Source organism: Croceibacterium xixiisoli (assembly GCF_009827305.1).
GTDB lineage: Bacteria > Pseudomonadota > Alphaproteobacteria > Sphingomonadales > Sphingomonadaceae > Croceibacterium_C > Croceibacterium_C xixiisoli.
In genome coordinates this window covers 1,203,842-1,216,255 of record NZ_WTYJ01000001.1, presented here as the reverse complement: position 1 = coordinate 1,216,255, position 12,414 = coordinate 1,203,842, and the positions used below count along the sequence as shown (strand labels likewise).

The window sequence follows — 12,414 nt, the reverse complement described above, 5'->3', positions numbered from 1 at the left end:
CCATGGCCTCGCAACCCGATCTCCACCCCAGCGATCCGGCAGCCGTCTATATGGCGGAAGTGGAACGGCAATGCGCCGCCGATCCGCTGCTGTCGCCGCTGGCGGCGGGGATCCTGGCCGGGGCGATGCTGAATGTCGCGCAGGACAGTCGCAGCTTCGCCCGGCTGCTGGGCGTAGAACATGCGCTGGTGCTGCGCGAAGTGGAACAGCTTTCCCTCACCGGCCAATTGGCCGTGACCCGGCGCGATGAGCGCACCCAGCGGACATTCTACGCGCTTGGCATGCCTGTGCTGGATGCTGCCAACGACCCTGCCTGATGGGATTGCCGGCAGCGCTCAATCGGCGCTGCGGAACATCTCCGGAATGCTGCGCACCACGCCCATGTCCTTGGGAATATAGCCGGGCAATTGCATGATCGCATCGTGGAACGGCCGGCTGCGCATCAGGTCCAGCAGCTGCTTCACCGATTCCAGTTCCAGCGTTTCGGCGCGGCAGACGAAGAAATAATCCTCCGTCACCAGCCGCACGAAATCGAGATCGAACTGGCGTGCGGCCGCCTCCACGCCAAACGCGGCATCGGCCATGCCGCTGGCGACATAGGCGGCGACGGCAGCATGAGTGAATTCGGTCAGGCCATAGCCGCTGATCCGCCGCACATCGATGCCATGCTGGCCCAGCAGCTGATCGAACAACAGGCGCGATCCGGAATTGGCATCGCGATTGACGAAGCGCACGGCCGGATCGGTCAGGCGTTCCAGATTGGAAATCCGCAACGGATTGCCCGGCTTGACGATCAGCCCCATTTCCCGCGTCACGAAGCCGATCACGCGGTGATCGGCACGTTCGATCAGTTCACGCGTCGCCGCGATGCTGGCCTTGCGCAGCGGCCCTTGCGGCAGGTGCATGCCGGCGATGTCGCAGGCGCCCTTGGTCAGCGATACCAGCGAAGCGGGGTTGCTGACATAACGCAGATCGAAGGAAACGTCCGTTTCCCGGTCGAGCATGTCGCGCAGCGTGGAAATGGCAAAGCCGTGGCTGGCATGAATGCGCAGCGTGTTGGTCGCCTGGGGCAGGAACTGGTTGATCTCCGTTTCCAGCTCCTGCGACAGATTTTGCAGCTGTGGGCCAAGCCGGGCCTGCAGCCGCTGCCCGGCCCAGACCAGCTTTTCCCCCAGCGGCGTCAGGCTGGTGCCCTTGCCCCGTTGCCGTTCCACCAGCGGCGTTTCGAAAAACACGCCCCAGGCCTCGATCAGGTTCCAGGCATGGCGATAGGAGAGCTTGGCATTTTCGGCAGCGGTGGTGATCTTTCCGCTGGCTCGGATCTCGTTCAGCAGATCGAGCAGCACCAGGGTCGATGACGGATCACCATCCCTGCGGAAACGCCACTGCGGGGCAATCTCGATCCTGATCATTCAACGCCCATCATATATGAATAAAGCAACATATGTTTGATAGTTGCAAATCACATTGTTGCGAACAATTCGCACTGAATGGGATAGCATGTTTTGGCTATTCCGCAATCAACAGCTGAAATCCACATTGCTCACACGATCGGACAATGCCGGCGCATATATGCTGTTCGATGCATATGGAACTCCAGCCATGCATTGCCCCCACCCAAGCACTTCTGAACGATGGCGCACATCAGATTGTAACCGCGTGATACACTCTTCCGGTGGCTGGATAGTCGAAATCCAGCCCCTGCATGGTTGACATATGCCTGACGTTAAAACAGTCTATATCATTGTTATAAAATGATATTTATTTGGAAATGGTGGACACGATCAGCCATCGCGCTGATGGCCATAATGCTAATAGATCGCAGTATCGTTGACTCACAGTGAAGCGTGGGTAGGGGCGCGAAATCACATGGCCGATGAGGGCGGCGAGGGGGTCGCACGCCGGCAGCCATGACCCAGATTTTGAAAGGTCACATCGATGTTCCTGCGCAAATCGACGCTTCTGTCGAGCTCTTCGCTCGTCCTGATGGCACTCATGCCGCATCAGGCGCTGGCCGAAACCGCCAGCAATTCCGCCGCCGCTGACCAGCCCGAACCCGGCGCAGACCAGATCGTGGTGACCGCTGCCGGCTATGCCCAGAACGTCAAGGATGCCCCCGCCAGCATCACCGTGATCACCGCAGAGGAAATCAAGCAGCGTTCCTATACCGACATCACCGACGTGCTGATCAATGTGCCGGGCGTGCACATTCAGGGCGGCGGCGTCGAGCAATCGATCATGATCCGCGGCATGGGGGCCGATTATACGCTGTTCCTGGTCGATGGCCGCCCACAGCAGGATAACCAGGCGTTTGGCCTGAACGGCCAGCAGGCCGGCACACCGATCAACTTCCTCCCCCCACTCGACACCATCGACCGGATCGAAGTCATTCGCGGCCCCGCATCTTCGCTCTATGGCTCCGATGCCATTGGCGGCGTGGTGAACATCATCACCAAGCGGGTGATGAATGATTTCGGCGGTACCGTAACGTCCGAATACATTATGGCCGGCCCCGGCAATGATGTGACGAATGACGGCTTCCAGACCAGCGCCTCACTCAACGTTCCGGTCGTCAACGATCGGCTGTCGCTGCAGTTGAACGGCGCGATCCGCATGCAGAATGAATCCGATCTCGTCGGCGGCAGTGACAGTGCCGCGGCCGATCCGCGTTTCCGGCGGCGCAACTATGGTGCCAAGCTCGGTTTCCGGCTGGATGATGCCAACACCTTCACCCTGGGTGGTGGCCATACGACGCAGCAGCGCTGGCACAATCCGGGCCGCAGCCTGGCCGCAGATGACGATGCCAGTTACAGCGAAACCTTGCGCGACAACTTCTTCGTCACCCATGAAGGGCGTTATGGCAGCCTGCAGTGGGACAGCTATGTCAATTACGACACCTCGGAAAACCCGACCCGCATCAATGCGACCACGGGTGCTGGCATCTCTTTCAAGACGCTGGTCGCCAATTCGCAGGCCCGCTTGCAGTTGTCGCGCCACGACATCGTCGGCGGCATCAACTACCGCATGGAAACGCTGAAGGACGGCGCCACCAACGGCCTGAACCTGCCGGGCATTGTCGTCCCGACCGACATCGTCACCATGGAACGCCATCAATATGCGGCCTTCCTGGAAGACAATTGGCGCGTGCTGGACGATCTCTCTCTCGTTTTGAGCGGTCGCTATGACTACAATGAAAAATTCGGCGGCCGCTTCAGCCCCAAGGTCTATGCCAATTACCGCATCACCAACAATCTCAGCATCAAGGGCGGTCTGACATCTGGCTACAAGGTCCCTTCATTGCGCAGTGCGGCCACCGATTTCGGCAGCACCTCCATGGGCGGCGTGATCATCGGCAATCCTGATCTGAAGCCGGAAAAGACGCTCAATTACGAAGCCGGCATTCAGTACAGCAACCGCGATGCCGGCATCTCCACCGGTGTCACCGTCTATCGCAGCGAGTTCGAAGACAAGCTGCTGCGCACGGCCCGCATCTGCCTGCAGAATGTCGAATGCGTTTATGGCGGGGTCACCTATCCGGCGCATCAATTCGGCTACACCACCTATGAAAACGTCGATTCCGCCCGGCTGCAGGGCGTGGAATGGACGCTCGAATGGAGGATCGTGGATGGGCTCAACTATCGCCACAGCTACACCTTCTCGGAAACCGAGCAGACATCGGGCAACAATGCCGGTCGGCCTCTCAACGATATTCCCGAACACATGTTCAACGCATCGCTGGCCTGGCAGGCCACTGAAGAACTGAACCTGTGGACTCAGGCGAATTATCGCGGGCGCACCTCGGGCCGCACCACCAACTCCAGCGGTTCGGGCACCAATGATCTGACCTACCCGCCCTATGCCTTCTTCAACATCGGCGGGGTCTTCGAATTCAAGAAGGACATGCGCTTCAACCTGGGCATCTACAACCTGCTCAACAAGACGGTCACGCCGGAAGAAGGCTTTGCCTATATCCTCGATGGTCGTCGGATCAGCGCCTCCATCAGCCTCAGCTTCTGATTGCTGTTACGCTTTCGGCCTTGGCGGCGTAATGCCGGCCGGGCCGATCGGCACACAACAGGGGAACGACGATGAACAGGACTGACGGCTACACCACGGACGTCACCTATCCGGCGTTCTTCTACAAGGAAATGCAGCCGCTCTGGCTGTCCAGCGTGGGGCTGCTGCTCGGCTTTACCCCTCTGGATGTGACGCGCCCCTTCAGCCTGTGCGAACTGGGCTGCGGCACGGGCACCAATCTGCTGGTGGCCGCCGCCTGCCATCCGCAGGCAGACTTCACCGGGGTGGATTTCAACGAAGCCCATCTGCAGGCCGCGCGCGCAGCCGCCGATGCCGCCGGGCTGACCAACATCCGTTTCGTGCATTCCGCCTTCGCCGAATTTTCCGCCAGCGATGGCCGGCAATATGATGTCATCACCAGCCACGGTGTGTGGTCCTGGATCGCCCCACAGCACCGCGCCGGGCTGCTCGCCTGCGTCACCGCCGGACTGAAGCCCGGTGGGCTGTTCTATTTGCATTACATGTCGCATCCCGGATCAAGCAGCATGATCCCGCTGCAGAATCTGCTGAATGTCTTCGCCCAGCAGATCCCCGCCCCGTCTGACCGGCAGATGGCCATGGCGCTGAAACTCGTGCGCCAATTGGCCGACCAGGGGTTGTTTGTCGATCAGCCCGAACTGCTGCGCCATCTGGCAAATCTGGAAAGCCGCGATCCGGCCCATCTGGCGCATGAATTCCTGACCGATCACTGGCAGCCGCAGCATGCGGTGGACCTGCATCAGCAGATCGGCACGACCGGGCTCAGCTTCCTGGGCAGCGCCGACGTATTCAACAATATCGATCCCGCCCTTTCCATCCCTGGCAATCTGCAGGGCCTGATCCGCCAGACCGGCGTGCCGGTGCTGGCCGAAACGCTGAAAGATATGGCCCGCAACACCCATCAGCGGATGGATCTGTTCCAGCGCGATCCCCACCCCCTGCAGCGCGAGGAATGGATCCAGGCATTGCTGGACATGGTCATCACCCTGCTGCCCCGTGGCCATGGCGGCGGACCGGCGGTGTTTGCCACCCCGATCGGTGATGTGGAGGCGCCCCAAGATCAGATCGACGCCCTGCTTCACAGCCTGGCAGATGGACCGCAAAAGGTCAGCCAGCTGGTGCATCTGCCGGCGTTCGCGGGCAATCTCGGCGCCCTGCTGCAGATGCTGCAATTGCTGATGATGCAGGAACGGGTCCACCCCGTCACGCCCGGTGCATGGTCCGATACGTATCACGCCGATGCGCTGGGGCAATGGTTCGCGGCCCATGGCGTGCCGCTGATGCTGTTCGGGGAATGCGGGACAGCCGTCGCAAATGCGGCCGGCGCCTGATCGGATCAGGCGCCGGCGCTATATCAGAAGATGGCGAAGCTCTTGCCGATGCTGAACAGGCTGGTGGCGATCAGCACGATGGCAACCGCAAACAGCAGGGTCTTGGCCGAAATGCGCCGCGCCAGGATCGCGCCGAAGGGCGCCGCCGCCACCCCGCCGATGATCAGGCCGACCGTGGCCAAGGTAAATGCCGCCAGGCCCAGATGGGCGATGAAAGTGATCGAAATCGACAGGGTAATGAGGAATTCGGATGTGTTGACCGTTCCGACCACCTTGCGCGGATCACCACCCTGAATCAGCAGGTTGGAGGTAACCACCGGCCCCCAGCCGCCCCCGCCCGCCGCATCCAGGAATCCCCCGACCAGCGCCAGCGGGCGCGTGGTCTTGGGATCTTCGAAGCTCGGCCTGCTCATGCGAATGGCCTTGATCAGCAGATAGACGCCGATCCCGGTCAGATAGATCATCACGAACGGCCGTGCGACCGAGGCATCGATCGATGACAGCAGATAGGCGCCTGCCACCCCGCCCAGAATGCCGAAGGGCACCAGGCGGCGGAACAGGCCCCAATCTATGTTCTTCTGCCAGATATGGCTGGCCCCGGATGTCGCAGTGGTGAAGACTTCGACCAGATGGACACTGGCCGAAGCTGCCGCCGGGGGCACGCCGAGCACGCTGACAAGCATGGTCTGCGACACCACCCCGAAAGCCATGCCCAGCGCCCCATCGACGATCTGCGCGGTGAAGCCGACCAGAATGAACGGCAGCACCGCATAGAGCGTCATTTCATCGAAGCCGAACATGAGGTTGTCCTCCCTGTTGCGAGGCTGATCAGAAGTTGTGGGTAATCGTCAGACCATAGGTCCGCGGATCGCCCGGCTGGCCAGCAATAAGACCGGTGCTGCCCGGCGCAACAGAGAGCATTTCGAAGTAGTTCTGGTCAAACGCATTGCGCACCCAGCCAAAGATATTCAGCCCGTCGTCCGACCGGAAGCCGAGGCGGAAGTTCGACAGCGAATAGCCCTCGATCCAGGTGTAATCCGATGGCGAGGGGTTGGACGAGAAGCGCGAGCGCGCACTGCCGTCATAGCCCAGATAGACCTGGCCTTCCTTGCCCAGCAGATTGGCCGGCAGATTGTATTCCCCGCCGAAGGAGAAGCTCCATTTCGAAACGCCGGCCAGCGGATCACCCGAAATGTCGCAGCTTGCCGGGCTGTTGCCGGGGGTGCCCGGTGCCGCAACCGGCGTGCCATTGCCGCCACCCGACAGTTCCGGCGGGCAAGGCGCGCCGGTAAAGGTGACGTAATGCGCGTCGGTGTAATTGCCGTTCACATACAGGCGGAAACGATCGCTCGGCCGGATGTTGAAATCGACTTCGACACCCTGGGTGCGCACCTTTTCCGCATTGGCGAGATAGCCGCGCGTGGTGCTGACCTGGCCGGCATTCACCAGCGCCTGGAAATCCTTGATGTCCGTGCGGAAGGCCGCGACGTTCAGCGTGACCAGGCGGTTCCAGAACTGGGTCTTGAGGCCCACTTCGAAGTGGTCGACCGATTCCGGCCGGATCGTGCCCACCTGAACCTGCGGATTGCCCTGGGAATCGTTCGGTACGCCGTTCAGGTTGATGCCGCCCGACTTGAAGCTCTTGGCATAGGTCGCATAGCCCAGGATCGACGGGGCAAATTCATAGCTGGCGGTCACATCATAGCTGAAGTTCCAGGCGCTGAAGCTCGGTTCGATCCGCTGCGGGGTCAGCGAGTCACGCTGCGCCACCACGCGCGGATCGGTGATCAGCGCACCGGTTTCCGGATCGCGGAACAGCACGGGATTGCCGTCACCGTCGAACACCAGACGTTCGTAGAGGCCGTCCTTCTTGTCGTAGTTCAGGCGGACACCCGGCTGGATGGTCAGGGCATCGGTGACATGCCAGCTGACCTGTCCGAACAGCGCCGCACTGGTGTTGTCCAGACGGATATCGTTATAGGCGACCACACCGTCAAGCACGGTCGGATCGCAGGCCAGCGTGGTCGGCGTGGCGCAGCCCGATGCGCCGGGCACCACGCTGGCACCCGGGTTGAGCAACCAGCGGCTGGCGGCAGAGCCAAGCGCTTCGGTGCCCTGGGTGCGGACGGTCTGGTGATAGCCGAAGGCGCCAACCACGAAATCGAACTGATCGCCGGTGTAATTGTAGCGCAGTTCCTGCGTGAACTGGTTCTGCTGCGACGGGTTCTGCGACTGGGTGGTGATCGGCAGGCCGGTGAAATCGCGATCATTCGCCGGGATCCAGTCCCAGAAGCGCCATGCCGAAACCGAGGTCAGCGTGCCGGGGCCCACATCCCATTTCACCCGCACGGCCGCGCCGCCGATGGTGTTGCCCGCGCTCAGATCCGCATCGATATCGGTCAGACGATCGAACGGATTGCGACTGACGACTTCATAACCCTGCGCAGCGGCGAGGGCTTCATACTGGCGGTTGAGCGGACGCTGGGTCGCGCCGGTGCGCACGAACACCGTACCGCAGCATTCCGGATCCTGCGTGCTGTAATCACCGGACAGGATGATATCGAGATTGTCGGTCGGGCGCCAAAGCAACTGGCCACGGAAACCGATGTTTTCCTGTTCATTGACGTAATTGCCGCTGGCGACATTGTAGAGTGTGCCTCGGCGGCTGGTCGCCGAAACGGCCAGACGGGCGGCGACCGTGTCGGACAGCGGTCCCGAAATGGCGGCCTTGGCCTGCTTGAAGCCCAGATTGCCGATGCTCACCTCTGCCCGGCCTTCGAAATCGAAGCTGGGCTGGTTGCTGGTGATGTTGATCGCGCCGGCGGTGGTGTTTTTGCCATAGAGCGTGCCCTGCGGGCCGCGCAGCACTTCGATCTGCTGCACATCCAGGAAGTCGAAGGTGGCGGAGGCGACGCGCGAATAATAGACGTCGTCGACATAGATGCCGACGCCTTGTTCGAAACCGTCATTGGTCAGTCCGAACGGCGCACCGATCCCGCGAATGCTGAGCGAGGTATTGCGCGGGTTGGAGCTGTAATATTGGAGGGTTGGGGTCAGCTGCTGCAGCCGGCCCACGTTGAAACTGCCGGTGTTGTCGAGCTGCGCAGCGCCGACGACGGAAATCGCGAGCGGCACATCCTGCGAGCTTTCTTCACGGCGACGGGCGGTCACGACGATCGCGTCACCCTGGCCGGCCGGTGCGGCGCGGGTCTGTTCCTGCTGATCGTCCGCATTGGCGATTTCAGTGGTGGCGGTATCGGTGCTGGTCACTTCTGCAGCCCAGGCGGTTGCCGGCGAAACCGAAAATGCCAGTGCGGAAATGGATGCCGATGCAGCAAGCAGTCGACGATAGGAAACTGTTCTCATGATCTCGTTTTCCCATGCAGGTTCGTGCCCGGAAACCCGAGCAGGAACATCCCTCAATTGTTGTTGTTGGTTTGGTGGACCGGGAAACCCCCTCCCGGTCGGGTAATCAGAAACGGCGGCGTTCGGTAACGTCCACCTGCATGACCTTGCCATCGTGCACGGTCAGTTGAATGGCGCCATAGCGAACCCGGCCCAAAGCCTCAGCCACCACGCCCAGCGGATCGGACAAAGGACTGCGGCCCGGATTCACTTGCTGATTTTCGGCCCTCGTCATTCGTGTCTCCATGTGGCGATGCGTGTTCGCTCTCGCACTTCAATATTCTCAACTCATTTTGTTGACAATAAGGCTGGAGATACAATTTGCCTATCTGTGGCAATGGTTTTGCTTCAGCAGGAAATTTTTGGTTTTAAATCAGTCCTGTTCGTCGGCAGCGAAGGCCGGAACGGGGCTGATGGGATCGGACAGGCGAAAGCCGTCCAGCAGTTCTGCGGTCCTGTCGCGGACTTCCAGCATCAGCGCGCGGGTGCGGCAATCGCCCTCTTCCAGGCAATTCTTGCACTTTTCATGCGCGAATCGGCTGGCACAGGGCACCAGTGCCAGCGAACCCCGCATCACGCGGATCAGGTCACCGTAGGAAATATCGATCGGCGACAGGGCCAGCCAATAACCGCCGTCCTTGCCCCGCTGCGATTCCACAATGCCAAGGCGGCTCAGTTCCGACAGGATCACCGTCAGGAACTTGGCGGGAATATTCTGCTTGTCGGAGATTTCCTGCAAATGCACCGGCCCCTGACCGTAACGATCAGCAAGATGTTGCATGGCGCGGATGGCATATCGGGTTTTCTGGGACAGCACCCCTGTGTCAATGCCGCTTGTCATCGACGGTATCAACCATTCACCGGCACACCATCGACAGCAAATGCTCCATTACAGGCGTTTTATTGCCCGAATGACCTTTTCGCATCGGTTTTGATCGCCATTTGTCTGCCGAAAGGGCGAATCAGCCATCCGTCCGGCGCGCCAGCGCGACAAAGTCGACCATTGCCGTCGGCGTGCCCGCCCCCGTTACGCAGGCATCGACCTGAAATGCCTGACGCAGTATGTCGGCCTTCATCACATCCTGCGTCGTCCCGAAGGCGATCAGCCTGCCCTGATCGAGCACGGCAACATGCGTGGCATGGCGCGCCACCATGGTCAGTTCGTGCAATGCGGCGATCACCAGCCGGCCCTGATCGGCAAAAGCCCGCAGTCGTCCGATGCCGTCGATCGCATGATGGGGATCCAGGCCAGCCAATGGCTCATCAGCCAGCAGGATCGGCGGATCCCCCACCAGCGCCCGTGCCAGCATGGTCCGCGCCAGTTCGCCACCTGACAGCGTGGTGACCGACTGCTGCGCCCGCCCGGCCATGTCGAACTGATCCAGCACCCGGGCCACCTGCTGCTGCAAACCTGCCGGCAAGCCACCAAAGGCCGGCAATTGCGGCGTCAGCCCCAGCACCACCAGCCGTTCCACCGACACCGGCCATTCGGCGCGCGGGTTCTGCGGCAGATAGCCACGCGCCAATGCCCGTTGGCGAAGAGACAGGCCAGCCACATCCTGCCCGTCGATGGCCACCTGCCCGGCATCGGGTCGCAGCAATCCGGCCAGCATGGCCAGCAGGCTGGATTTGCCGGCTCCGTTGGCGCCGATCAGTCCCAGGAACATCCCGCTCTGCATCCGCAGCGACACATCCTGCACGATCGCCCGCCCACCCCGCCGCAGCGTCAGGCCGTTGGCTTCCAGCCTGCTCATGACGGCGCCATCCGGCGCAACCGCAGCACCAGCCAAAAGAAGAACGGCGTGCCCGCCAGGCTGGTCAGCACGCCCAGCTTGAGTTCCAGCGAACTGGGAATCAGCCGCGCGGCAATATCGGCGACCAGCAGCAGCAGCGCCCCCACGAAGGCCGCCGGCAGCAACACCCGCCGTGGTTCATGCCCCACAAAAGGCCGCACCAGATGCGGCGCCATCAGGCCGATGAAGCCGATCGAGCCGCACACCGCCGTCGCCGATCCAACCGCCAGCGCCGTGCCAGCCAGCGCCAGCAGCCGCGTGCGCCCCAGATTCACCCCCAGGCTTTCGGCCTGCACTTCGCCCAGAGTCAGCGCATCGAGATCGCGCATCGTCGCGATCAGACAGGCCCAGCCCGCCAGCATGAAGGGCAGCGCCAGCAGCACCTGATCCCAACCGCGATCGGCCAGCGATCCCAGCAGCCAGGATGTGATCTCATAGGCGGCATAGGGGCTGGGCGCGAAATTCAGCGCCAGGCTCAGCCCCGCGCCCATCAGCCCACTCACTGCGGCTCCGGCCAGGATCATGGTCAGCGTGCCATTGCGCCCGATCGCCAGGGTCAAAGCCGCAGCCAGCACCGCGCCGATGATGCCCAGCACCGGCGTGACCAGCGCCACGCTGGCCGAAAGGCCGAAATAGATCGCGATCACTGCCCCTAGCGATGCACCGGCGGTGACCCCCAACAGGCCCGGATCGGCCAGCGGATTGCGCAGCAGCCCCTGCAACACTGCGCCTGACAGGCCCAGACTGCCGCCCACCAACAGAGCGAGTACCGTGCGTGGCACGCGCAGTTCGAACAGGATCAGCCAGGCCAGATCTGTCCGGGGTGTTGTCAGGCCGTCGGCCAGAACCGCAGGATCGATCCATACCCGACCGACCAGCAGTGACAGCAGGCAACAGGCCAGCAGTACCAGCACAGCCACAACCGGCAGGATCAGCCGCTTCACCATGGCGCTGGGCCTGATGGAACCCGCGCGATCTCTGCCCGCAATTGCCGCGCCGCATCCGCCGCCTGCGGCAGGCCGCAGGCATGAAGCGCCGCCGGATATGTGATGCGGCGCCCCTTGAAGGCCGTGCGGATCAGCCGGTGATCGCCGGCGGATTCGCGCAGCGACGGCGGGTTGAAGCGGCTTTCGCCCTGCAGGATCGCATCGGGGCGGGCCTGCAGCAGTTCTTCCATCGAATAGGTGGCGTGGCGCGCCGCCGGGAAATTGCCGGCGATATTGTTGGCCCCGGCCGCCCGGATAATCTCATCGGTCAGCGTGCCCGATCCGGTCAGATTGCCATCGCCTTCCCATACGACCACCCGCCGTATCTGCGCCGGAGGATTGGCAGCCAGATCGGCCAGCTTGCGGTCCATTTCCGCGACCAGCGCCTCGGCGCGCGCCGGCTCCCCCACCAGATCGCCCATCTGACGGGTCACCCGGCGGATGTCGGCAAAACTGGCCGCGCTGTCGATTTCCACCAGCGGCGCACCGGTGCTGGCGGCCAGTTGCCGCATCACCGGCGTGCTCCAGGGACTGGCGAGGATCAGGTCGGGCTGCTGCGCCACAACCTCTTCCGCCGTGCCATGGTTGATCGCCACGCCGCGATCCGCCCCCGGCATGATCACTTCGACCGCATCATGCGCCAGGAAAGTGACGGAGGCGATCCGATCGCGCGGCACCAGCATCAGCAGCAGCAGATCGGTGCACATGTTGGTGGACATGATCCGCATCGGTTTGGCCGGTATTGCGACCTCCGTTCCCACATCCTCACGCCCACAGGCACCGAGGAGCAGGCCCAGCAGGACAGGGGCCAACGCCCCTGCCCTTGCTGCAACACTGGCCCGC

At 62.2% G+C, this 12,414-nt stretch carries 11 protein-coding genes; 3 read left to right on the top strand and 8 right to left on the bottom strand.

Going from position 1 to position 12,414, the window contains the following annotated elements:
* Positions 1–2 precede the first annotated feature (2 nt).
* The gene (locus tag GRI97_RS05830; protein WP_161390140.1) at positions 3–317 is read left to right on the top strand and encodes a hypothetical protein; all 315 of its coding nucleotides are present in this window, start codon (positions 3–5) and stop codon (positions 315–317) included.
* A gap of 18 nt (positions 318–335) precedes the next feature.
* On the opposite strand, the gene GRI97_RS05825 is transcribed toward GRI97_RS05830, so the two are convergent.
* A complete protein-coding gene (locus GRI97_RS05825; protein WP_161390139.1) occupies positions 336–1,412 on the bottom strand; it encodes a substrate-binding domain-containing protein in 1,077 nt (358 codons plus the stop codon).
* A gap of 526 nt (positions 1,413–1,938) precedes the next feature.
* Here GRI97_RS05825 and GRI97_RS05820 point away from each other — a divergent pair.
* Positions 1,939–4,017, top strand: coding sequence for a TonB-dependent receptor domain-containing protein (locus GRI97_RS05820; protein WP_161390138.1), 2,079 nt, complete (start codon positions 1,939–1,941; stop codon positions 4,015–4,017).
* Between the two features lie 71 nt (positions 4,018–4,088).
* Positions 4,089–5,387, top strand: coding sequence for a class I SAM-dependent methyltransferase (locus GRI97_RS05815; RefSeq protein ID WP_161390137.1), 1,299 nt, complete (start codon positions 4,089–4,091; stop codon positions 5,385–5,387).
* 23 nt (positions 5,388–5,410) lie between these two features.
* Here the strand turns inward: GRI97_RS05815 and GRI97_RS05810 are convergent, their stop codons facing one another.
* The 7 genes from GRI97_RS05810 to GRI97_RS05780 form a co-directional block, all read right to left on the bottom strand.
* Positions 5,411–6,187: a sulfite exporter TauE/SafE family protein gene (locus GRI97_RS05810; RefSeq protein ID WP_161390136.1), complete on the bottom strand. Its 777-nt coding sequence runs from the start codon at positions 6,185–6,187 to the stop codon at positions 5,411–5,413.
* Positions 6,188–6,215: 28 nt separating this feature from the next.
* On the bottom strand, positions 6,216–8,753 hold the full coding sequence (locus GRI97_RS05805) for a TonB-dependent receptor (RefSeq protein ID WP_161390135.1): 2,538 nt from the start codon (positions 8,751–8,753) through the stop codon (positions 6,216–6,218).
* 106 nt (positions 8,754–8,859) lie between these two features.
* Positions 8,860–9,027: a YezD family protein gene (locus GRI97_RS05800; protein WP_161390134.1), complete on the bottom strand. Its 168-nt coding sequence runs from the start codon at positions 9,025–9,027 to the stop codon at positions 8,860–8,862.
* A 138-nt stretch (positions 9,028–9,165) separates the two neighbouring features.
* The gene (locus tag GRI97_RS05795) at positions 9,166–9,609 is read right to left on the bottom strand and encodes an RrF2 family transcriptional regulator (RefSeq protein WP_161390836.1); all 444 of its coding nucleotides are present in this window, start codon (positions 9,607–9,609) and stop codon (positions 9,166–9,168) included.
* A 145-nt stretch (positions 9,610–9,754) separates the two neighbouring features.
* Positions 9,755–10,546, bottom strand: coding sequence for an ABC transporter ATP-binding protein (locus GRI97_RS05790; RefSeq protein WP_161390133.1), 792 nt, complete (start codon positions 10,544–10,546; stop codon positions 9,755–9,757).
* Entirely contained in the window at positions 10,543–11,532 is a 990-nt protein-coding gene (locus GRI97_RS05785; RefSeq protein ID WP_161390132.1) for a FecCD family ABC transporter permease, read from the bottom strand. The genes GRI97_RS05790 and GRI97_RS05785 overlap by 4 nt, the downstream gene beginning before the upstream one ends.
* Complete coding sequence (locus GRI97_RS05780) at positions 11,526–12,290, bottom strand: ABC transporter substrate-binding protein (protein ID WP_161390131.1); 765 nt, start codon at positions 12,288–12,290, stop codon at positions 11,526–11,528. The genes GRI97_RS05785 and GRI97_RS05780 overlap by 7 nt, the downstream gene beginning before the upstream one ends.
* Positions 12,291–12,414: the final 124 nt, after the last annotated feature.

What these genes read in the sequence shown, in the direction of transcription:
- GRI97_RS05785 (WP_161390132.1), bottom strand. Translation starts at nt 11,532, where the DNA reads ATGGTGAAGCGGCTGATCCTGCCGGTTGTGGCTGTGCTGGTACTGCTG.
- GRI97_RS05790 (WP_161390133.1), bottom strand. Translation starts at nt 10,546, where the DNA reads ATGAGCAGGCTGGAAGCCAACGGCCTGACGCTGCGGCGGGGTGGGCGG.
- GRI97_RS05780 (WP_161390131.1), bottom strand. Translation starts at nt 12,290, where the DNA reads ATGTCCACCAACATGTGCACCGATCTGCTGCTGCTGATGCTGGTGCCG.
- GRI97_RS05830 (WP_161390140.1), top strand. Translation starts at nt 3, where the DNA reads ATGGCCTCGCAACCCGATCTCCACCCCAGCGATCCGGCAGCCGTCTAT.
- GRI97_RS05820 (WP_161390138.1), top strand. Translation starts at nt 1,939, where the DNA reads ATGTTCCTGCGCAAATCGACGCTTCTGTCGAGCTCTTCGCTCGTCCTG.
- GRI97_RS05800 (WP_161390134.1), bottom strand. Translation starts at nt 9,027, where the DNA reads ATGACGAGGGCCGAAAATCAGCAAGTGAATCCGGGCCGCAGTCCTTTG.
- GRI97_RS05810 (WP_161390136.1), bottom strand. Translation starts at nt 6,187, where the DNA reads ATGTTCGGCTTCGATGAAATGACGCTCTATGCGGTGCTGCCGTTCATT.
- GRI97_RS05825 (WP_161390139.1), bottom strand. Translation starts at nt 1,412, where the DNA reads ATGATCAGGATCGAGATTGCCCCGCAGTGGCGTTTCCGCAGGGATGGT.
- GRI97_RS05815 (WP_161390137.1), top strand. Translation starts at nt 4,089, where the DNA reads ATGAACAGGACTGACGGCTACACCACGGACGTCACCTATCCGGCGTTC.
- GRI97_RS05805 (WP_161390135.1), bottom strand. Translation starts at nt 8,753, where the DNA reads ATGAGAACAGTTTCCTATCGTCGACTGCTTGCTGCATCGGCATCCATT.